At 64.8% G+C, this 22,015-nt stretch carries 17 protein-coding genes and 2 pseudogenes; 2 read left to right on the plus strand and 17 right to left on the minus strand.

Going from position 1 to position 22,015, the window contains the following annotated elements; all coding sequences use genetic code 11:
• Positions 1-17 precede the first annotated feature (17 nt).
• The 6 genes from PCE31107_RS10945 to PCE31107_RS10970 all read right to left on the minus strand — a co-directional run bounded on the left by PCE31107_RS10945 (position 18) and on the right by PCE31107_RS10970 (position 6,634).
• Positions 18-1,769: an ABC transporter permease subunit gene (locus tag PCE31107_RS10945; protein WP_150563864.1), complete on the minus strand. Its 1,752-nt coding sequence runs from the start codon at positions 1,767-1,769 to the stop codon at positions 18-20.
• A 46-nt stretch (positions 1,770-1,815) separates the two neighbouring features.
• On the minus strand, positions 1,816-2,889 hold the full coding sequence (locus PCE31107_RS10950) for an ABC transporter ATP-binding protein (protein WP_150608369.1): 1,074 nt from the start codon (positions 2,887-2,889) through the stop codon (positions 1,816-1,818).
• A gap of 34 nt (positions 2,890-2,923) precedes the next feature.
• Entirely contained in the window at positions 2,924-4,006 is a 1,083-nt protein-coding gene (locus PCE31107_RS10955; protein WP_017234326.1) for an ABC transporter substrate-binding protein, read from the minus strand.
• A 118-nt stretch (positions 4,007-4,124) separates the two neighbouring features.
• Positions 4,125-4,925: an enoyl-CoA hydratase/isomerase family protein gene (locus tag PCE31107_RS10960; protein WP_130025871.1), complete on the minus strand. Its 801-nt coding sequence runs from the start codon at positions 4,923-4,925 to the stop codon at positions 4,125-4,127.
• Between the two features lie 275 nt (positions 4,926-5,200).
• Positions 5,201-5,626, minus strand: coding sequence for a F0F1 ATP synthase subunit epsilon (locus PCE31107_RS10965; protein ID WP_130025870.1), 426 nt, complete (start codon positions 5,624-5,626; stop codon positions 5,201-5,203).
• A 495-nt stretch (positions 5,627-6,121) separates the two neighbouring features.
• Positions 6,122-6,634 carry a hypothetical protein gene (locus PCE31107_RS10970; protein WP_150608371.1) on the minus strand — a complete coding sequence of 171 codons (513 nt, stop codon included), beginning with the start codon at positions 6,632-6,634 and terminating at the stop codon, positions 6,122-6,124.
• Positions 6,635-7,021: 387 nt separating this feature from the next.
• On the opposite strand from PCE31107_RS10970, the gene gor reads away from it, so the two are divergent.
• Positions 7,022-8,383: a glutathione-disulfide reductase gene (gene gor / locus PCE31107_RS10975; RefSeq protein WP_130025868.1), complete on the plus strand. Its 1,362-nt coding sequence runs from the start codon at positions 7,022-7,024 to the stop codon at positions 8,381-8,383.
• A 62-nt stretch (positions 8,384-8,445) separates the two neighbouring features.
• On the opposite strand, the gene PCE31107_RS10980 is transcribed toward gor, so the two are convergent.
• The 11 genes and pseudogenes from PCE31107_RS10980 to PCE31107_RS11025 all read right to left on the minus strand — a co-directional run bounded on the left by PCE31107_RS10980 (position 8,446) and on the right by PCE31107_RS11025 (position 19,335).
• Positions 8,446-9,840, minus strand: a complete 1,395-nt coding sequence (locus PCE31107_RS10980; RefSeq protein WP_246181792.1) for a sodium-dependent transporter — start codon at positions 9,838-9,840, stop codon at positions 8,446-8,448.
• Between the two features lie 261 nt (positions 9,841-10,101).
• Complete coding sequence (locus tag PCE31107_RS10985) at positions 10,102-10,863, minus strand: phytanoyl-CoA dioxygenase family protein (protein ID WP_150608373.1); 762 nt, start codon at positions 10,861-10,863, stop codon at positions 10,102-10,104.
• Between the two features lie 104 nt (positions 10,864-10,967).
• The gene (locus tag PCE31107_RS10990; RefSeq protein WP_130025866.1) at positions 10,968-11,336 is read right to left on the minus strand and encodes a hypothetical protein; all 369 of its coding nucleotides are present in this window, start codon (positions 11,334-11,336) and stop codon (positions 10,968-10,970) included.
• 93 nt (positions 11,337-11,429) lie between these two features.
• The gene (locus tag PCE31107_RS10995; RefSeq protein ID WP_150608375.1) at positions 11,430-11,633 is read right to left on the minus strand and encodes a hypothetical protein; all 204 of its coding nucleotides are present in this window, start codon (positions 11,631-11,633) and stop codon (positions 11,430-11,432) included.
• A gap of 86 nt (positions 11,634-11,719) precedes the next feature.
• Positions 11,720-11,953, minus strand: coding sequence for a formate dehydrogenase subunit delta (locus tag PCE31107_RS11000; RefSeq protein ID WP_017234317.1), 234 nt, complete (start codon positions 11,951-11,953; stop codon positions 11,720-11,722).
• A 27-nt stretch (positions 11,954-11,980) separates the two neighbouring features.
• Positions 11,981-12,940, minus strand: coding sequence for a formate dehydrogenase accessory sulfurtransferase FdhD (fdhD, locus tag PCE31107_RS11005; protein ID WP_150608377.1), 960 nt, complete (start codon positions 12,938-12,940; stop codon positions 11,981-11,983).
• 33 nt (positions 12,941-12,973) lie between these two features.
• On the minus strand, positions 12,974-15,859 hold the full coding sequence (fdhF, locus tag PCE31107_RS11010) for a formate dehydrogenase subunit alpha (protein ID WP_150608379.1): 2,886 nt from the start codon (positions 15,857-15,859) through the stop codon (positions 12,974-12,976).
• A gap of 30 nt (positions 15,860-15,889) precedes the next feature.
• Positions 15,890-17,200, minus strand: a pseudogene (locus PCE31107_RS11015) (complex I 51 kDa subunit family protein); the annotation flags it as partial.
• A 68-nt stretch (positions 17,201-17,268) separates the two neighbouring features.
• Positions 17,269-17,530 (minus strand): annotated as a pseudogene (locus tag PCE31107_RS23925) (formate dehydrogenase); the annotation flags it as partial.
• Positions 17,523-17,996: an NAD(P)H-dependent oxidoreductase subunit E gene (locus tag PCE31107_RS11020; protein ID WP_150608383.1), complete on the minus strand. Its 474-nt coding sequence runs from the start codon at positions 17,994-17,996 to the stop codon at positions 17,523-17,525. The gene PCE31107_RS11020 and the pseudogene PCE31107_RS23925, both read right to left, overlap by 8 nt.
• A 265-nt stretch (positions 17,997-18,261) precedes the next feature.
• Entirely contained in the window at positions 18,262-19,335 is a 1,074-nt protein-coding gene (locus PCE31107_RS11025; RefSeq protein WP_130025860.1) for a substrate-binding domain-containing protein, read from the minus strand.
• A 235-nt stretch (positions 19,336-19,570) separates the two neighbouring features.
• Between PCE31107_RS11025 and PCE31107_RS11030 the strand changes: the two genes are divergently transcribed.
• Complete coding sequence (locus PCE31107_RS11030) at positions 19,571-21,883, plus strand: FdhF/YdeP family oxidoreductase (protein ID WP_150608385.1); 2,313 nt, start codon at positions 19,571-19,573, stop codon at positions 21,881-21,883.
• The last annotated feature ends 132 nt before the right edge of the window (positions 21,884-22,015 follow it).

Below are 22,015 nucleotides of genomic sequence, written 5' to 3' on the forward strand. Positions count from 1 at the left end.
ACGGAGTTCCGCAGATATCAATAGCGCTTGCGTTTAAAGATCGACGACAGCCAGACGATGAACACCATCAGAAACACCAGCGAGGTCGCCACGGCAGCCAGCGTCGGCGTGACGGCCAACTGGATGTCGTCCCACATCTGCTTGGGTAGCGTGGTGTTGATGCCGCCGGACACGAAGATGGCGATGGTCAGGTCGTCGAACGACACGATGAAGGCAAACAGGAATGCCGACCCCAGGCTCGCCGCGAGCAACGGCAGCAGCACGGTGCGCACCCGGGTAAAGGCCGATGCACCGAGCATCTTGGCGGCATCGTCGAGCCGCCAGTCGAAGCGCTTGAAGCTCGCCGAAAGCGTGACCACGACATAGGGAATCGCAAGCACCGTGTGGCCGATGACGAGACCGGCATTGGTGCCTGCGAGCCCCCAGCGCGCAAACAAATACAGCAAGCCGACGGCGACCACGATGCGCGGCACGATCAACGGCGCGATGAACATGGCGAACAGCGGCTTGCGCCACCGCGAGGGCAGCCGCACGAGCGCCAGGCTGGCGCCGAAACCGAGGATGAGGGCGAGCGTCGCCGTGGCGAAGCCCACGCCGAGCGAGCGCAGCAACGCCGCCTGCCACACGCTCGACTCGATGAACGCCACAAACCATTTCACTGTGAAGAGTTGCGGGGGAAACGCCACGAACGACTGCTTGGTAAACGCCAGCGGCACCACGAACGCAATCGGCAACACCAGGGCAAACACGACCGCCCCCGTGTACGCCTTGAGACCGAAGCCGCCCCCCGCCCGCGGACGTCCGCCCGAGAGCGACACCTTGCCCGCGAGCCGCCCAATGGCGATGAGCATGGGCAACATGCGCCCACCGGTCCCCGCTCGGCGTTCCGGCGCTTCGCCGGCGAGCGACGACAGCCCTACGACGCGGTCGTAGACGAAGAACACGACAATCGAGCACAGCAACAGCACGCTCGAGAGCGCGCCGGCAAAGCGCAGGTCGAACAGATCGAGTACCGACGAGATGACGAGCTGCGCCACCATCGATTCACGCGGTGAGCCGAGCAGTGCGGGCACGATGAAAAAGCCCAGGCTCGTGATGAAGACCAGCAACCCGGCCGCCGCCGCGCCCGCCCCGGACAGCGGCAGGAAAACGGTGAAGAAGCCCGTCGCGCGGTCGGCCCCGAGCGTTTGCGCCGCTTGCACCAGTTGCATGTTGATGCCGCGCATGATCGGCAACATCGTCATGACGGCGAGGGGCAGCATCGCGTGCACCATGCCAATCAGCACACCGGTGAGCGACGGCGCAAGCGTGCCCGCGCTATCGATCAGCCCGAGATGCGTGGCCACGACCGTGAGCAGACCGGTCTTCGAGAGCAGCAACATCCACGCATACGTCTTGACGAGATAACTGGTCCAGAACGGCAGTACGATCCACAGCAGCCAGCGCTCACGCGAGCGTGCCGACAGCCGCGCGAGCAGATACGCCACCGGATAACCGAGCAGGACCGAAAGCCCGGCGGTAAGAAACGCAATCCAGAACGTCGAAGCCAGCACTTTGATGTACACGGCCGAGTGCGTCATGCGGGCAAACTGGGCGACGGACAGCACACCGTCGGCATCGTAGAGGCCGCCCTGCAGAATCTCGACGACCGGCACGATGAAGAACACCACGAGGAACAGCAACGCGGGCAAGGCCGGCAACCACCGGGCCACCTGTCGCGGCCAGGCAATACGAGGCCCCGCCTGAGGTAGGCGTTGAACAAGCCACATGACAAAAACTCCTGAAGCGGATGACGAGGGCGTTGACGAAATGTGCTCAGCGCGTGAGCAGCGTCGCACGGCCGTGATCCCACGCCAGACCGACGTGCTCACCGACACGCGGCGTCAGGTCGCGCGGGCAGCGCACGGTGAAGTCGGCCCCTTGCGCCCCATCGTTCCCCTGCCCCAGCGAGACAATGGCGCGCGTATCCGAGCCCACGAAAACGACCTGGCGAATCGTGCCGGCGAGCGCCCCCTCTTCGGGCGACGTCAGACGCGCGGCCTCCGGACGCACCAGCAGACTGGCCTCTCCCGCCGCGGGCAAGTCGGGACTCGGGCCGATCGGTACCCAACGCTCGCCCACACGTAGCGCAACACGGCCATCGTCCATGCGCTCGACCACGCCGTCGAGCAAATTGGAATGGCCGAGGAAATCCGCCGCGAAGCGCGTTGCCGGGCGGTCGTACAACTGTGTCGGCGTACCGATCTGCTCGATGCGCGCCTGATTCATCAGGCAAATACGGTCGGACAGCGTGAGCGCCTCATCCTGATCGTGCGTGACGTAGATGAACGTCGCGCCCAACTCCTGGTGCAGACGCCGGATTTCCAGTTGCATGTGCTCACGCAATTTCTTGTCGAGCGCGCCGAGCGGTTCGTCGAGCAAGATGATCGAGGGACGGAACGCGAAGCAACGGGCAAGCGCAATGCGCTGCTGCTGCCCACCCGACAACTCCGACGGCAGTCGCTGCGCGAACGCTTGCATCTTGACCATCGCGAGCGCGGCGTCGACGGCCGGCGCCAATTCGGCGCGCGGCAGCTTGCGCATGCGCAAGCCGTACGCCACGTTGTCCCAGACCGTCATGTGCGGAAAGAGCGCGTAGCTCTGGAACACCATCCCGATGCCGCGCTTGCCGGGGGCTTCGTGGGTGGCGTCGCGCCCGTCGATGAGCAGTTGCCCGGCGCTCGGCTCGACCAGCCCCGAAATCATCTGCAACAGCGTGGTCTTGCCCGAGCCGGACGGCCCGAGCAAGGTCAGAAATTCTCCCGCCGCGACCCGCAGGTCGGTCGGCAGGAGCGCGGGGGTCTCGCGATATGTCTTGGCAAGACCGATGGTTTCCAGTTTGGTACTCATAGTCGTCTCTTCCTGCTTCGCGGTACCTGACGGCTTACGACAACAGCCATGCGTTGAAACGCTCGGTGGCCTTCGTGCGGTTCTCGGCCCACCACTGCGGGCTTGGCAAACGCATGCCCTTCAAATTGGCCGGGGCCGTGGGCATCAACGGGGCGCGATCCTTCGGGATCGCATCGAACGCCTTAAGGTTCGTCGGACCGTACGCAAGGTCCTGGGTAATCAACGCCTGGCGTGCCGGGTCGCCGCAGAACCGAACGAACTGCCGTGCAAACTCGGCACGTGGCGTACCCTTCGGAATGCCCCACCCTTCAATGGAATACAGTCCCTGGTTCCAGACAATCTTCACCGGCGCCTTGTTGTCGATGGCGGCCTGCGCGCGACCGTTCCACGTCGACATCATGTCGACGTCGCCGTTCTGGATCGCTTGCATGGCCTGCGCGCCGGACGTCCACCAAAGATCGATGTGCGGCTTGATCTTGTCGAGCGACTTGAAGGCGCGGTCGAGATCGAGCGGGTAGAGCTTGTCGATCGACACGCCGTCGGCCATGAGCGCCTGCTCGAGCGTGTCGAGCGGGCTGCGGCGCAGCGAGCGGCGTCCCGGAAAGCGCTTCACGTCCCAGAAGTCCGCCCACGTCTGCGGCGCGTCTTTCGGGAATTTGTCGGTGCGGTAGGCCAGTACGGTCGAATACACGTCGACCCCCAGCCAGTCGGGCGTCACCGCCTCGGGCATGATGCCGGGGAAGTCGGCGACCTTCATGCCGATGGGCTCGAGAAAGCCCTTCGACTCCAGATACGGAATGTCGGCTGAGAGCGTGAGCGTCGTCACATCCCACACGAAGTTCTTCGTCTGCACCATCGCGGCGAACTGCGCCACCGGCTGCGAATCGCGCGCCACGCTCACCACCTTGATGCCAGTGGCTTTCTCGAACGGATCGTAGAACGCGCGGCGGTACGCCGTCGTGTACGGGCCGCCCGGATCGGAGACGATCAGTTGGCGTGCCTGGGCATACGCCGTGCGCGATGCGGCCAACGGCAAAGCGCCTGCCAGCGCGGCGGTGCCGGCCATCTGCAGCAGGCGGCGACGGGACGGGTTTTGCGGGTCGTGCGAATGTGACATTAGAAACTCCGCTAACGTGTGGACAGACGCGGTGCGCATGCCCTGTCATGGTTGCCGCCCGGCAATGCTGAGCACAATGCCGAGCGGCGCGACGTGATTGAACAGTGGACGGAAGCGCTCAGGCCTTCGCTGTCTCGGCCTTGGCCGCGCGCTTGGCAAAGAACGCCGCCATCATGCGTGCCGGCTCGCCCGATTCATACGACTCACGTTGAATGCGCATACCGGCGGCGATGGCGTCCTGGAACGTCCCTTCGGTCATCTCGCGAAAGCGCTGCTTGTCCAGGCGCATGGCCACCGGCGGCTTTTCGGCCAGCTCGGAGGCGATCTCCAGGGCCTTCTCGAACACCTTCTCCTCCGGTACAAGGTGATGAATCAAGCCGAGGCGGTGGCACTCGTCAGCTTCCATCAGACGGCCGGTGAGCGTGAGTTCGATGGTGCGCGACAGGCCGAGCATGTGATTCATGATCCACGGGCCGGTCGTGCTGGCGATCCCGGCGTTGATCTCCGGCTGCCCCATGCGCACGCCTGGATGGCCGACGCGAATGTCGCCAAGCAGCGACACCTGGAAGGCCGAACCCGCTGCCGTACCGTTCAGCGCCATGACAAGCGGTTTCTTCAGGCTGCGAATCACGTCGTAATAGTGCTCCCAGCCCTTGATCCATTCGATGGCGGTGTCACCGTCGAAATGCTTTGCCTCGGCCAGATCCTGCCCCGCGGAGAAGGCGCGCCCCGCCCCGGTCATGATTACGGCGGCCACGCTGTCGTCGGCATTGAACCGCTCGAGCGCATCGATGATCAGTTCGCGCATGGCGATGGTCCAGGCGTTGAGCGCCTGCGGGCGGTTCAACGTGATCACCGCGACACGGCCGACCTGCGTGAAAAGAACTTCCTGCTCCGATTGCTTTGCTGTCTCGCTCATTTGAACTCCAAGGGCACGCCACGCGTGGCATCACGCGGGCATTGAGATGACGATCATGCGACGAACGCATTTCTCACTAAACAGTTATCTCAGTGCAATAACTGTTATCTGAGAGAAATATAGTTATTTAAAAAAGATGGCGCAAGTCGAATCGCTTCGGGGTTTACCTCAGGGGGTTGCACCTCAGGAGCGCGGGGCGAAAAAAAACGGGCAGCCCGTGAGGACTGCCCGTCTTGCTGGCGTTGGCGTTGGCGCCGATGCGCCTTGTCACTGGCTCAGCGAGCCCCCTTTTGCTTGCGAATGCGCCGGATGGCCTGCAATTGCGCTACGGCTTCCGTCAGCTCCGCTTGCGCCTTGGCGTAATCGATATTGCTCGCATGGGTTTCGAGCACCGCCTTGGCCTCCTCGCGCGCGCGCTCGGCGCGGGCTTCATCGAGACTCTCGGCGCGGATCGCGGTGTCGGCCAGAATCGTCACCCGATTCGGCTGAATCTCGACGAAGCCGCCCGCAATGTAAAGAAACGTATCGGTGCCGTCACTCGCCTCGATCCTCACCGTGCCGGGACGCACGCCCGTGAGCAGCGGCGTGTGCCCGGGGAGCACGCCCAATTCGCCCGCTGTGCCGGGCACCGCGACGAAGCGGGCCTCGCCCGAAAATATCGCCCGCTCGGTGCTCACCACGTCGACCTTGAGTAATGCCATGCCTTTCACTTCTCCCTGCGATGCCGCGGACATCGCCTAAATCGATTCGCTTTTCACGTTGCGTTGCGTGCGCGTCGCGCCAAGATATCGGTCGCCACGCATGGGTATCGCTTTCCTCTGGGGATGACGTTGTACAGACACATCAGGTGGGCTCATAAGGGGACTGGGGGACGGAATGGCATGCCCGCCATCGGCATGTGCGGAGGGAATGCCACACGTTAGCTGCGGATTCATGCTAACCGCATTGCGCTTGGCGAGGCAAGCTCGAGCGCAAGGCGCGCCAATGTGCCCGAAAGGCTGGGGGTGCGGGGCCGGCGCGGGTGCAATGCGCAGCGTGCGACGCGCGACCCGGCGCGCACAATGCATCGGATACCGATCAACTCAGCGGGGAATGCGGCATGCGCATTGCCCGCATCGCACCGGGTATGTATGGGTGACCCGCGACGCGGCCGGTCGGCCGCGATGGGGCAGATGGGGCACACGCACCCGATGGGGTTAGAAATGCAGGCCGAAGTATTCAGGTGCGCCGGCGAAGAGTTGTGTACTCGATGCAGGATTGGACAGCGCACGATGCCAGACGGTTTGATACAGGCCCGTCAGCCCGGCGTGAGGTCCGGTGACCATGCCGTCGTCGGATCGCGTCACCCCGGCATTCCCCAGCATCCCGCCTAGTGTGCCGCCGCTCACGACAATCGGATCCGACGCCCAGACGCCTGCATCCGTGAACACATCGTGCCACGGGGCCGGCGCGACACCGACGAGTGCCGGCGGCGGGGCGCCCGGCGGTGCGAATTCGGGCGCTCGGGCCGCACGCTTCATGCGTGCGGCCCGCGACAGCCGGACGCCATGCCGGGTGTGTGCGGCCGTGGTCTTCTTGCTTGTCGATGCCCCCGCATGTCGCAGGGTGCCCGACGGATTCGCGGCATGTGCCGATGCCGGTATCCAGAAGCAACACAGCCACGCCAGCGCTAGCATGGCGCCCATGAGGCGAAAGCGCGACTTCATCATGACATCCTCGTCCACATCGTCTTCTGTCTGCGGTCAATCCCGCCTGTCCCGAGCGATTCACAGCAACTTTCGGACCACGAGCCACAACCCATTGATTCTTGGACACTTCCATTTCCGTGACATGCGCGTTGCCGCGGCGATACCCACGAATTGTTTCATTTCAGAAACATCGAATGGCTACGCGTGACACGTCCGCGTGCGATCGGCGCCGGCGATGCGGCAATCGCCGACTCGGGCCTCGGATGGCTCTGAAATCGTGGTGGCCCGCCGACGTCCCGAGCCGGTCTCTGGCACAATCGCTCATCGCCAGAAGCCGAGGTCGTCGACACACTGCGCGCACTTGCGCTGCCACGGTTCGACGCGCGGCACGACCAACAGGAGTCAGCAATGTCCCAGTTCGATGTGGATCTTTTCGTGATCGGTGCCGGTTCGGGCGGCGTGCGCGCAGCACGCGTCGCGGCGCAATACGGCGCCCGTGTGAAAGTCGCGGAGGAGTTTCGCGTCGGCGGCACCTGCGTCATTCGCGGTTGTGTGCCGAAGAAGTTGCTCGTCTATGCGAGCCGTTTCGCCGATGAGTTCGAAGATGCCGCTGGTTTCGGCTGGCAAGTACCCTCCCCCACGTTCGACTGGAAAACGCTCATTGCCCGCAAGGACAGCGAAATCGCGCGGCTCGAAGGCATCTATCGAGCCAACCTCGAACGTGCGGGCGCCGAACTCGTCGAGGCGCGGGCCGTGGTCGAAGGTCCGCACACGGTCGTGCTGCCCGCCACGGGCGAGCGCATCACGGCGCGACACATCCTGATCGCCACCGGGGGAAAACCGGCGGACCAGCCGCACTTCATTGGCCGCGAACATGCGATTTCGTCGAACGAAGTGTTCCACCTTGAATCCCTGCCCGAGCGCATCACGATCATCGGCGGCGGCTACATCGCGCTGGAGTTCGCGGGCGTGTTTGCCGGACTCGGCTCGAAGGTCACACTCGTGCATCGCGGCCCGCATTTGCTGCGCGGCTTCGACGACGACGTTCGCACCGCGCTCGAAGCCGCGTACCGCGACCGCGGTATCGAAATCCTGCTCGAGCGCACGGTGGCACGCGTCGACAAAGCGCCGAGCCAATTGCGCGTGACGATGTCCGACGGCAGCACGCACGACACCAATGTGCTGCTCAGCGCGGCCGGACGCGTGCCTTACACGCAAGGTCTCGGCCTGGCCGCGAGCGGTGTGGCGCTCAATGAAAAGGGCGCGGTGATCGTCGATGAGTTCTCGCGCACCAACGTGCCGTCGATCTTTGCCGTGGGCGACGTCACCGACCGCGTCAACCTCACGCCGATGGCGATTCGCGAAGGACAGGCGTTCGCCGACACGGTGTTCGGGGAACGCACGACACGCGTCGATCACAAGCGCATTCCGACGGCAGTGTTCAGCACGCCCGAAATCGGTGTGGTGGGTCTCACCGAGAGCGAAGCGCGCGCCGATTATGCACAGCTTCAGGTGTACAAAGCGTCGTTCCGACCCCTCAAGGCAACGCTATCCGGCCGTCAGGAAAGGGTGCTGATGAAACTGCTCGTTGACGGCGCCACCGACAAGATCGTCGGCGCCCACATGGTAGGCGATCACGCCGGCGAACAGGTGCAGTTGCTCGGCGTGGCCCTGACAATGGGCGCCACGAAGGCCGACTTCGACCGCACGCTGGCGGTACATCCGACCGCCGCCGAGGAATGGGTGACCATGCGAACGCCGGTTGCGTGATTCGCCGGCGCATCGCGTAGGTTGTCCAGGTCGCGGAAGCGCGCGACGGCCCGCCGTGCGTATCAGAGGCTCTGGTACCACACGCCAAAGATGGCAATCGGCGTGAGCACGAGCAATAGCGCTCGCCAAACAGGCACGAACCATTGCGCTCGCGTGCCATCGAGTACGGTGCGCGCCGTTGGCCAAATCCGTACGCCGACGAAGCATGCCACGCACAGCCCGCCCGCGGGCATCAGCAGATTGACAGTCGCGTAGTCCATCAGCTCGAAAATCGTACGGTCGAAAACACGTATGTCCGACCACACACCGAACGACAACGCGGCGGGGGCACCGAAGGCGAACGTGGCCACCAGCACCGCCGTCACGGCCGGTCCACGGCGCCATTGATATTCGTCGATAAGAAATGCGACGACCGGCTCGAACAGCGAAACGGCGGACGTGAGCGCTGCAAACAGGAGCAGCAGGAAGAATGCGATCGCCACGAGATGGCCGAATGGCATCTGCGCGAAAATTGCGGGCATCGTGATGAAGGTCAGACCAGGCCCAGCGTTGGGTGCCACGCCGAACGCGAACACCGCCGGCAGAATCATCAGCCCGGCGAGGCAGCAGGCCAGCGTCGCAAGCGTCGCCACCCAAACGGCCGAGCCGGCCAGGCGTGCGTCTTTGGGCAGATAGGAGCCGTAGACCACGATCATGCCCGCGCCGAGCGACAACGAGAAGAACGCCAAACCCAGCGCTTCGAGCAGCGTGGCACCGGATATGACTGAAAAGTCCGGCGTCAGGAACCAGGCAACACCGGCCATCGCGCCCGGCAGGGTGAGGGCGCGCGCAATGACCAGCAGCATCAGCAGGAACAACGCGGGCATGAGCCACTTGCCTGCCCGTTCGATGCCCTTTTGCACGCCCGCGGCAACGATGACGGTTGTCAACCCAAGAAAGGCCCCCATGCTGGTCAGCGACGCGACCGGATCCGCGATGAACGCCGAGAACTCGCCCACCAGACGCTCGGTGTCATTGGCCAGCACCGTGCCGGTCATCGCCCGGACGAGATACGCCACCGTCCAGCCACCCACGACGACGTAAAACGACAGAATCGCGAACGCGTTGAATGTCGCAATGCGTCCGACCCAGGCCCAGCGGCGCCCGCCCAATTCACGCAGCGCCGTCGTGATCGATTTGCCCGTCAACCGGCCGATCGCCATTTCGGCAAGCAGCAGCGCGACACCAAGCGTCAGCACGCAGCCCAGATAGACCGCAAGGAACGCGCCACCGCCGTGCTTGCCCACCACGTAGGGGAATTTCCATACCGCGCCAAGTCCCACGGCAGAACCGGCCGCCGCGAGAATAAAGCCCAGCCGCGATCCCCAGGTGGCGCGGCCGGCGACGGCGAGCGCGTCGGGGGTCGCGCACGCCGAGGCGACGGGCGGTGCTACGGGCGTATCAGGCAAATGGGACACGGGTATTCTCCGGAAACGGCCGTGCACGCCGCGTCGACCGGGGTCGACAGCAGCGCATCACGACACTTGTATGGAATGGCGTCAGGCAGATTACCGGCGTGGCACGGCATCGACATCGGGACGATGCGGCTCAGAAGTGCCAGCGCACAACACCATCAGGGTGGCCGGAGAGTCTACGCGGGAAAAGGTGCCGACCGAATTAGGAAAGCGCCCAAAGTGATTGGCGACGCCGGAGAACGGGCGTTCCCGGCGCAAGACACGTCAGTGGCCCAGTGCGACTTCGCCAGCCGACGCGGAGCGTGTGCCCGGCGTTGGCGGATTACTCTCGCCGCGATACGCAAACACGACGGAGAATTTCGTGGTATCGCCCTCGTTGCGTCCGGCCGCGTGGAACAGGCCGCTGTGAAACAACACGACATCGCCCTGCGCCAGGGCCACCTGCCGACCACGTGCGACGAGCGGCTGATTGTCGGGCTCGTCGGGACGCAGGAAGTCGAGCGAATCGAGCTGGTGCGGCTGGAGTTGTTCGCGATGCGACCCGGGGATGAAGCGTAGCGCACCGTTCTCACGCGTCTCCGGCCCCAACGCCAGCCACACGGAGATCAGCGAATTCTTCGGGAATGACCAATACCGGATATCGCGATGCCAACCGGTCGCCGTGCCGAAATGGGGATGTTTGGTCATCACGCAATTGTGATGCGCCAACGTGAGCACCACATCCTCGCCGAAGATTTGCGCGAGCGACTCGACCAGATCCGGACGCGTTGCCCAGCGACGCAGCGCATCGCCGCGATCGTAGGCCTTGAGCAGACGACGAACGGTCTGACCACCCTGCGCGTCACGCGATACCGGTGCCCCCGCGTAGCCCACATCCGCTTCGAACTCGAGCGGCAACGTGGCCGACGCCAGTTGCGCTCGTGCGTCGGCCAGCATCGCCTCGCAGTCGGCCTGCGCCACATAGCGCGGGAGAATCAGATAACCGTCGTTATGGAAGGTTTCGAGTTGCGATGCGGTAAGCGCCATGATGGTCGGCGAAGCGGGCAAGTAACTGGACGTTGAGGGAAATTCGGTGGCTTAACGAAGTCGATCGGGAGAGCTGGCTCGGCATGCTGTCCGAGACGGCGGACTCAGGCGGCGCGTTTGCGTCGTCGCGGCGGTAGTTCGGCGGCGGGCTTGCGCTCAAGGGCGAGTTCAGGCTGCGGCACGTCGGTGCCGGGCAGCGATGCTTGCGGATTTCCGGCGGGGCGCGGCGTATCGACTACGGTGCGAAGTCGATCGAGTTCGCGCGTGAGCTTCGCCAACTGGTACTCGAGCTGACAATTTCGGCGGTACAACGTGCGCATCTTCTGGCTAAGCGCCTGCGTCTGCGTCCAATACTCCGGATACATGACGAAACGCCCGTCGGGGCGCTCGACGACACCCAGTCCGCTCTGCCCCATCACATCGATGGTTTCCAGCGCGTAGCGTCGAACTTTTTTTACCGTACCTGCCGCCATTGAATTCCTACAGTCCCAGCCTGAGAGAGTCAGGCGCGGAATTTTGCCACGAATTCGCCCCGGCCGGGCGGCAAACCACCACCGGGCCGAGATTTATTTTCGGCCGCCAGCCCCGCCCGCGGGACCTGCCGAGTCACCCAATGTCGACTTGGGCGCACGTTTTGGCTTGTCGATTTCGATGGAAACGGGGTCACTTGCCGGAAACGTCTCCTCAAGGGCTTCGTCGAGGTCGCGTTCCACGACGTCCTCCGGCTCAGACTTCTGTTGGACCGGCTTGCGCGTCTGGGTATCGCTCATCAAGTCCTCCGCGGGTAAAGCCGCGCCGAAGCGCGACGGCAGTCCCCACTATACTGCGAGCCACGTATCTTCGCCTGGAACCGGCCTCACCCAGCCGGCGTCAGCCGCTCACGATGGCGGACGAGCGCTTCACGCACCAGCACGTGCATCTCGGCGGAAACCGGCGTGTCGGCCAGTGCGAGGATCTCGGCGCGCATGCGTGGATCCCAGAACTTGTGCAGGTGCGCGGCGACTTCATCCAGCGCTTCGTCGCGATCAGGTAACGATTCAAAGAAGTCCGCGATGCGATTGGCCATGCGCACGAGGTTATTACCGTCCATCAGGAAGCTCCTGCTCGTTGGTTGGCGTCAGGCGCTGGCGTCGAGCGCCGCCCCGCCGGTGTAGATCACGCACTGCTCCCCGCGCACGAAGCCGACCAGCGTGACGCCCGCCGCCGCAGCCGTTTGCACCGCGAGGGCCGTCGCCGCCGAAACGGCCGCGACCATCGGAATGCCGACCTGCGCGGCCTTTTGCACGATTTCGACGCTCGCACGACTCGTCATGAGCACGAAGCCACGATCGAACGGCTGTTCGCTGCGCGCGAGTGCGCCGATCAGCTTATCGAGCGCGTTGTGCCGGCCGACGTCTTCGCGCAAGCAAAGTATCTCGCCCTCCCGCGAGCACCAGGCCGCGCCGTGCACGGCGCCCGTCACACCGTTCAACGGCTGATGACGCGCCAGCCCGGCATACGCGGCGGCCAGCGCCGCGTGCGACACACGCAGCGGCGCACCGGCGGCCGGCAACGGCCGCAGCACCTGATCGAGACTTTCCGTGCCGCACAGTCCGCAGCCAGTACGCCCCGTGAGGTTGCGGCGCCGTTCCTTGAGTCCGGCAAACGCGCGCGACGAGACGTCGAGATGCACCGTCACGCCCTGTGTCGTTGCCGTCACGTCAATGCCGTAGCACTCGCGCCGGTCGTTCAGAATGCCCTCGGACAACGCGAAGCCCAAGGCAAAGTCTTCGACGTCTGCAGGCGTGGCGAGCATCACCACGTGGGAGATGCCATTGAACTCCAGCGCCACAGGCACTTCTTCGGCCAGTTCGTCGCTCGCCGACTGCCACGCCCCATGACGGAAGCGCCGCACGGCAAAGGTCGCACTTGGCGCGAGACTGTCCGGGTCGAGCACGGCGGGCGCCGCGTCGCACACCGGCGCGACACGCCCGCCAACCGTCCCGTCGATCAGGTCGGCATCGCCCGGCCCCTCGTCCTGCGGTTCGCCTGCGGGCTGCCGGCCGTCCCGGTCACCTAATGGGTTGAACATCGTCAAACGCCGACTCCACGTCAATTTACCGAACGCGCCCTACTTCGCCGGTACCGGCTCGGAGGGCATATGGGCCGCATCGAGCAGCGCGAGCTGCGTGCGGTTGAATGTCGAATATTCCGACTGCCATGCGGAGGGCTGTACCACCGGCAGCACTTGCACGGCCGTCACCTTGTACTCGGGACAGTTGGTCGCCCAGTCCGAGTTGTCGGTCGTGATGACGTTTGCGCCCGACTCCGGGAAATGGAAGGTCGTGTACACCACGCCCGGCTGCATGCGCTCGCTGATGACGGCACGCAGCACTGTTTCGCCCGCGCGGCTGCGGATGCCGACCCAATCGTTATCCTTGATGCCGCGATCCTCCGCATCGACCGGGTGAATTTCGAGCCGGTCTTCATCGTGCCAGGCCACGTTGTGCGTGCGACGTGTCTGCGCGCCGACATTGTATTGCGAGAGAATGCGTCCCGTGGTGAGCAGCAGCGGGTAGCGCGGCGTAACCTTCTCGTCCGTCGGCACATAGCGGGTGATGATGAAGCGTCCCTTGCCGCGCACGAACTCATGCACGTGCATGATCGGTGTGCCGTCGGGCGCCTCGTCGTTACACGGCCATTGCAGACTGCCGGCTTCATCGAGACGCGCGTAGCTCACGCCGCTGAACGTCGGGGTCAAGCGGGCGATCTCGTCCATGATCTGCGACGGATGCGTATAAGGCATGTCGTACCCCAGTCGCTTCGCCAGCGCGATCGTCACCTCCCAGTCCGCCATGCCGGGCAGCGGCGCCATCACCCGACGCACGCGTGAGATGCGCCGCTCCGCATTCGTGAATGTGCCGTCCTTTTCGAGGAAGGTCGTGCCCGGCAGCAGCACGTGCGCGTACTTGGCCGTTTCGTTCAGGAAGATATCCTGCACGACGAGGCACTCCATCGCCTCCATCGCCGCCGCCACGTGCTGCGTGTTCGGGTCGGACTGCACGATGTCCTCGCCCTGGCAGTAAAGCCCTTTGAAGCTGCCCTGCACCGCCGCGTCGAACATGTTCGGAATCCGCAGCCCCGGCTCGGCGTGCAGCGTGACGCCCCAAGCGGCCTCGAACGACTCGCGAACCAACGTATCGGAGACGTGGCGATAACCGGGCAGTTCATGGGGGAACGACCCCATGTCGCACGACCCTTGAACATTGTTCTGGCCGCGCAACGGGTTCACGCCAACGCCTTCGCGCCCGACGTTGCCCGTGGCCATCGCCAGATTGGCAATGCCCATGACCGCGGTCGACCCCTGAACATGCTCGGTCACCCCCAGTCCGTAATAGATTGCCGCGTTGCCGCCCGTGGCGTACAAACGCGCCGCGCCGCGGATCTGCTCGGCGTCCACGCCGGTGACGACCGACACGGCTTCGGGAGAATTCTCCGGCAGCGCCACGAAGTCGCGCCATTGCGCGAAGGCCCGGTCTTCACAGCGCTCGGCGATGAAGTCCTCGGCCAGCAGCCCTTCGGTGACGATCACATGCGCGAGGGCATTGACCATTGCCACGTTCGTTCCGGGGCGCAGCGGCAAGTGGAATGCGGCCTTCACGTGCGGCCCGTCGACGATGTCGATGCGCCGCGGATCGATCACGATCAGGTTCGCCCCCTCGCGCACACGGCGCTTGAGTCGCGAGGCAAATACCGGATGCCCATCGGTCGGATTGGCGCCCATCACGAGAATCACGTCCGAGTGCTCGATCGACTTGAACGTCTGCGTGCCCGCCGACTCGCCAAGCGTCTGCTTGAGCCCGTAACCGGTCGGTGAATGGCACACGCGCGCACAGGTGTCGACGTTGTTGTTACCGAACGCGGCACGCACCAGCTTCTGCACGAGATACGTCTCTTCGTTCGTGCAACGCGACGACGTGATGCCGCCAATGGCATCGCGCCCGTATGCCGCCTGAATGCGCCGGAACGCCGACGCCGCGTAGTCCAGCGCCTCGTCCCATGACACCTCGCGCCACGGATCGGTAATCTTGCTGCGGATCATCGGCTTGGTGATGCGCTCCTTGTGCGTGGCGTACCCCCACGCAAAGCGCCCCTTCACGCAGGCGTGGCCCTCATTCGCCCCGCCATCCTTGTAGGGGGTCATGCGAACCACGTCCCCGCCCTTCATTTCCGCCTTGAACGCGCAGCCCACGCCGCAGTACGCGCACGTGGTCACCACCGCGTGCTCAGGCTGCCCCATCTCGATAACGCTTTTTTCCTGCAGCGTTGCCGTCGGGCAGGCCGACACGCATGCGCCGCACGACACGCACTCCGAATCCATGAACGGCTGATCCTGCCCGGCCGAGACCCGCGCCTCGAAGCCGCGGCCGGAAATCGTCAGCGCAAACGTGCCCTGCGTCTCCTCGCACGCCCGCACACAACGGTTGCAGACGATGCATTTCGACGGGTCATACGTGAAATACGGATTCGACTCGTCCTTCGCGCTGTGAATATGGTTCTCGCCCTCAAACCCGTAGCGCACCTCGCGCAGCCCCGTGACGCCCGCCATGTCCTGCAATTCGCAATCGCCGTTGGCCGCGCAGGTCAGGCAGTCGAGCGGATGATCAGAGATGTAAAGCTCCATCACGTTGCGACGCAGATCCTGCAGCGCCGGCGACTGCGTGAGTACCTTCATGCCCGGCTCGACGGGTGTCGTACACGAAGCGGGATATCCGCGCCGCCCCTCGATCTCGACCAGACACAAGCGGCAAGACCCGAACGGTTCGAGCGAATCCGTCGCACAAAGCTTGGGGATGTTGACGTCGCGACCCGCCGCCGCCCGCATGATCGACGTGCCGGCCGGCACGGTCACGCGCTCGCCGTCGATTTCGAGGGTAATGCCGACATCGCTCTCGCGCAGCGGCGTGCCCATGTCCAGGTCGTGGCCCGGGGTAACTGAGGTGCTCGGATGCATCATGTCTTCTCCTCCCTGCCTGATGCGTGCGCGTCAGGCGGCTTCGGCGCGCCCGGCGCCATCGGGCAGACCGAAGTCTGCCGGGAAATGTTCGAGCGCCGAGCGCACCGGGAACGGCGTCATGCCGCCCATCGCGCAAAGCGACCCTGCCACCATCGTGTCGCACAGATCACGCAGCAGTTTTATTTGACGCACGGAGGTGTCTCCGCGTCGGATCTGGTCGATCACCTCGACTCCGCGCGTCGCGCCAATGCGGCACGGCGTGCATTTGCCGCACGATTCGTGCGCACAGAACTGCATCGCGTAGCTCGCCAACGCCGCGAGGTCGGCCGTGTCGTCGTGAACGACCACCCCGCCGTGACCGACGACCGCGCCGAGCGAGGCATACGCCTCGTAATCCATCGGCACGTCCCACTGCGCGCTTGGCAGATACGCTCCGAGCGGCCCCCCGACCTGAACGGCCTTGGCAGGGCGCCCGCTGGCCGTGCCGCCGCCGAACTCGTCGAGCAGTGTGCGCAGCGTCACGCCGAACGCCAGCTCCACCAGTCCGCCGCGACGCACGTTGCCCGCGAGTTGCACCGCCAGTGTGCCTTGCGAGCGGCCCATGCCGAACTCGCGATAGGCCTCAGCGCCATGCGCGAAGATGAACGGCACGCTCGCGAGGGTCACGACGTTGTTGACGAGTGTCGGCTGCCCGAAGAGTCCGGCCACCGCTGGAATCGGCGGTTTCGCGCGAACCACGCCGCGCTTGCCTTCCAGGCTTTCGAGCAACGCCGTTTCCTCGCCACAGATATAAGCGCCCGCCGCCTTGGCGACGCGCAACTCGCAAGCGCGTCCCGAACCCAGCACGTCCGGGCCGAGCCAGCCTTCCCGGCGCGCGACGGCAATCGCCGACTCGAGTGCCGCAATGGCGTGCGGATACTCACTGCGCACGTAGATGATGCCCTCGCTCGCCCCCACGCATAGCGCTGCGATGGCCATCCCTTCGATGAGCACGAACGGATCGCTCTCCATGATGAGCCGATCGGCAAATGTGCCCGAGTCGCCTTCGTCGGCATTGCAGACGACGTATTTGGTTGCCGCCTGGGCGCGGCTGACGGTTTGCCACTTGATGCCCGCCGGAAACGCCGCGCCGCCGCGTCCGCGCAGGCCCGAGTCGAGTACGGTCTGGCACCCCGCCGCGGCGTCGAGCGCCAGGCATGCGCGCAGTCCGACCAGGCCACCGTGCGCTTCATAGTCCGCCGGGCTGAGCGGGTCGGTCACGCCAATGCGCGCGAACGTCAGGCGCTGTTGCCGCGCCAGATACGGAATCGCATCGACCCGTCCGACGCAGGCAGGCATGGGGGCGCCCCAACTCCCGTCGGGATTGTCAGCGGGAACCTCGCGCTCGGCGTCCTGAACGGCACATGAGGGCCAGCCGCTGTCGAACAAGGCGGCGACCTGAGCGGCCTGCACGTTGCTGTACCCGATGCGCCCGGCGGGGGTCTGCACTTCGACGAGCGGTTCAAGCCAAAACAGCCCACGAGAGCCATTGCGCACGATATCGACGGCAATGCCTCGCTGGGTGGCTTGCGTTGCCACGGCGGCGGCGACCCGGTCCGCGCCCAAGGCGAGCGCAGCGGAATCGCGCGGGATATACACGCGGTACGGACCGCGCTTCGAAGACTCAGACATGGTCACCTGCCTTGCGCGCCGGCAGCAGCGCATCGAAGCGCGCCGGACTCACGCGCGCGTGCAGTTCGCCGTTGATCATCACGGCCGGGGACAACGCACATTGCCCGAGGCAATACACCGATTCGACGCCGACCCCGCGACACGGCGCGCCGTCCACGGGTGCGCCGGTACTCGCCTCGATATGGGCTACGAGCGCTTCGCCACCCCGACTGCGACATGCCTCCGCGCGGCAGACCTGCACCACGATCGGGGGCGGCGGCGCGCTGCGGAAGTGGTGATAGAAGGTAATCACGCCATGTACTTCGGCGCGAGAAAGATTCAGCGCGGCGGCGATCGCCGGCACATGGGCGGGGTCGACGTAACCGTCGCTGTCCTGCAGGGCATGCAACAGCGGCAACAACTCGTGCGCACGGCCGGCGTGGCGAACCAGCAGCGGCGCGAGCGTCGCGTGAGGGGTGGACACCATCTCGTATGTCTCCTGGGGCGAAACGGCGTCTCATATGTTCTTTGTTGCATATGATGGCGGCGCGTTTCTGGGGGCTCGACAGTTATGACATTAGTCCAAACGTCCCCTCCCAACAAGCCTCGTGGAAACACCGATAGCTTGGGTTGCTCGTTTTTCCCACGCTCGCTGCACAGCAGCATGCCATCGCCGCATAAACCGCGCCGGCTGGCCGTTCGACACAGCTGATGTTCGTGCGCAACATATGCATATCATTGCATATTACATCTCAACCCAAAGAGGGAAACGCCTCAGACAGCGGGGCGATGCGACCGGTCGCCGCCTCGCTGTAGCCGGGGATGGCATGCACCGCCTGCCGATACGCGTCGCTTTGCAGAATTTCCAGCAGCGCCCGCAAATGCGCGGACTCGCTGCCGGTCTCGGGAAACATCAGGCAATAGCGCTCCGTCAGGATTGGCAGGAAATCGAGCCCGAACTGGCTTGCCGCTGCCTCGATGGCGAGTCCCGCGTCGGCGCGTCCACTGGCGATGTACGCCGCCACGGCGGCGTGCGTGAACTCGATGTTCTCCGCCCCCGCAACGGCAGCCGGATCGATCCCCTCACGCGCGAGCAGCAGATCGAAGATGATTCGGGTGCCGGATCCGCGCTCCCGGTTCGCGAAGCGCGCCCCTGTGCGCGGCAGGTCGGCCAGCGTATGAATGCCGAGCGGATTGCCGCGTGCAACGAGCAACCCGAGACGGCGCGAAGCGACGTCGGCCACCCGATACGACTTGCCCTTGAGCAAGGGCCCATAGTGATCGAGCACCGGCTCTGCAAGCGCGCCGATCGGCACGTGAAAACTCGCGACCTCGCACTCGTGCTTCGCGAGCGCGGCAATCGCTTCGATGCTGCCGCGATAGCTCACTTCGATGGGCAGGCCCGCGCGTCCTGCGAAATCGACCAGCGCCGCGATCGCCAGCCCATGACTGGCAAACAGTCGAAGTTGGTCGCTGTCCTGCAACAGCAGGTCATCAAGCTCGGTCTGCAACTCCGACGCCATCGTCTCCAGCAGGGGACCGAGCCGAGCCTGCAGGCGCTTTTGCCCCCACAGCAGCCGCTGAGCAAGCGGCGTGAGCACCGCGCCACGGCCGCGCGCCATCGTCAGCAAGGGCGCCCCCATGAGCGCCTCGACTTCCTTCACGTGGCCCCACGCGCCTCGATACGATTGCCCAAGCGCTTGGCTGGCCGCCTGCAGGTTGCCGTGCGCCTGCACCTCGGCGAGTAGCGACAGCACCTTGTCGAGCGGAAGATCGTTGCCGTCGTGGTGAAACCGGAGCTGCGGGGCGATCGATATCTGCTTCATTGACTCACTTTATATGCTATTAATTGCATAAATCAATTTATGCAATATCCTGATAAGATGCCTGAAAACGTCCATTTCACAAGGATTTTCGGATCGACGTTGGCATAGAAATACCGCTACAACCTCGTTAGATTATGCATCATTTTGCCTATTTAACGTTAACCGTTTGTCTATGGCCGAAGCATTCCCCAGATGCCGACGCGCCGCGCCACCTCTTCTCCTCAGAAAACGCACCATGTCCGCCTCGAAAATCGCCCCTTACGATCGCCCCGCCGGCGGCTGGGGAGCCCTCAAGAACGTTGCCATTCAACTCGTCACCCAAGGCATTCCGCTCAAAGGCGCCCGCACGCTGCTCAGCGCAAACCAACCCAGCGGCTTCGACTGCCCGGGCTGCGCGTGGCCGGATCGCGAACACGCCTCGACGTTCGAATTCTGCGAAAACGGGGCCAAGGCGGTCGCCGCCGAAGCCACCAAGCGCCGCGTCACCCCTGACTTTTTTGCCGAGCACAGGGTGACCGACTTGCTCGCGCTGGACGATTACACGCTCGAAGGCTACGGCCGTCTCACGCATCCCATGCGCTACGACGCCGCCACCGATCGCTATGCACCGATCGCCTGGGCCGACGCTTTCGCCTTGATCGGCGAGCACTTGCGCGCCCTACCCGACCCCGATCAGGCGGCGTTCTATACGTCCGGTCGCACCAGCAACGAAGCCGCGTTCCTTTATCAACTCTTCGTACGCCAGTACGGCACAAACAATTTTCCCGACTGCTCGAACATGTGTCACGAGCCGACGAGCGTTGGCCTGCCGCCCACGATCGGCATCGGCAAGGGCACCGTCACCCTCGACGACTTCGAACAGGCCGATACGCTGCTGCTGTTCGGCCAGAACCCGGGCACCAATCATCCGCGCATGCTCGGTGAGTTGCGCGAGGCAGCCCGGCGCGGCGCGACCATTGTGTCGGTCAATCTGCTGCACGAACGCGGATTGGAGCGCTTTGCCGACCCGCAAAGTCCGGCCGAGATGCTGAGCCTCGGCGGCACCGCGATCAGCAGCCACTACATCACGCCGGCGTGCGGCGGCGACTTCGCATTCGTGAAGGGCGTCATCAAGCACGTGCTGGAGCGCGACGCCCTCGCGCGCGCCAATGGCGAACCCGCGCTGCTCGACGATGCCTTCATCGCGGAACACACTCACGGTTTCGACGATTTCGCCGCCGACGTACGCAGCGAACGCTGGGACGATCTCGAGCGCGCGTCCGGCGTCTCGCAAGCCCAGATGTGCCAGATTGCCGACGTCTATCTGCGCGGCGAGCGCGTCATTGCGACCTGGGGCATGGGCATTACGCAGCACAAGCACGCCGTGGCGACCATTCAGATGATCGTCAACCTAATGCTCCTGCGCGGCAACATCGGACGCCCGGGGGCGGGTCTGTGTCCCGTGCGCGGCCACAGCAACGTCCAGGGCGACCGCACCGTCGGCATCAATGAAAAGCCGTCGGCCGCCTTCCTTGACCGGCTTGGCGAAGCGTTCGCGTTCGCGCCGCCGCGACGCGACGGGTTGAGCGTCGTCGATACGATCTCAGCCATGCGCGACGGACGCGTCAAGGTCTTCATCGGCATGGGCGGCAATTTCGCGATGGCCACACCCGACACGCCGCGCACCTGGGAGGGGCTTCGCCAGTGCGACCTGACGGTGCACGTGGCGACCAAGCTCAATCGCAGCCATCTCGTGCACGGGCGCGACGCACTGATCCTGCCGTGCCTGGGCCGCACCGAAATCGACATGCAGCAAGGCGCGGCGCAGGGCGTCACGGTGGAAGACTCGATGAGCATGGTGCACCTGTCGTATGGCATCAACGCCCCGGCGTCCGAGCATCTGCGCTCCGAACCGGCCATTGTCGCGGGCATCGCGCAGGCAACGATGGGCCGCGCGCTCGGCGGTGTCGAGGATTGGCACTGGTACGTGGAGGACTACGATCGCATTCGCGACGCCATGGCCGCCACCTTTGATGACTTCGCGGACTTCAATCGTCGCGTGCGCCATCCGGGGGGCTTCCGGCTGCCGGTGCCGCCGTCAACACGTCAGTGGCTGACCGCCAACGCGCGCGCCAACTTCACGACACACCCGCTGCCGCACCAGATGCCGATCGACGTGGCACGCCGCCAGGCGGGTGAGCGCGGTGACGATGTGCTGCAACTCGCCACGATTCGCTCCCACGATCAATACAACACCACCATCTACGGCCTGAACGACCGATATCGTGGGGTGTTCGGACAGCGCCGCGTTGTCTTCGCCAACCCGGAAGATCTGGATGCGCGAGGCTTTCGTGCAGGCGAGCACGTTGACCTCGTGGGTGTCTGGCACGATGGCATTGCGCGTCGCGCCGATGATTTCCTGCTCGTTGCCTACGACATTCCGCGTGGCTGCATCGCGGCATACTACCCCGAGACCAACGGACTGGTGCCACTCGACGCCATCGCTGAGGGTGCGGGAACGCCAACCTCCAAGTCGATCCCGGTGTTGCTGGAGCGCCGACCGGCCTGATGAGGCGAGGCGGCCCGACGCCTGCCGCCTGACGCCTGCCGCCTGCCGCCTGCCGCCTGACGCCTGACGCCTGACGCCTGACGCCTGATGCCTGATGCCTGATGCCTGATGCCTGATGCCTGATGCCTGACC

The organism is Pandoraea cepalis (genome assembly GCF_902459625.1).
GTDB lineage: Bacteria > Pseudomonadota > Gammaproteobacteria > Burkholderiales > Burkholderiaceae > Pandoraea > Pandoraea cepalis.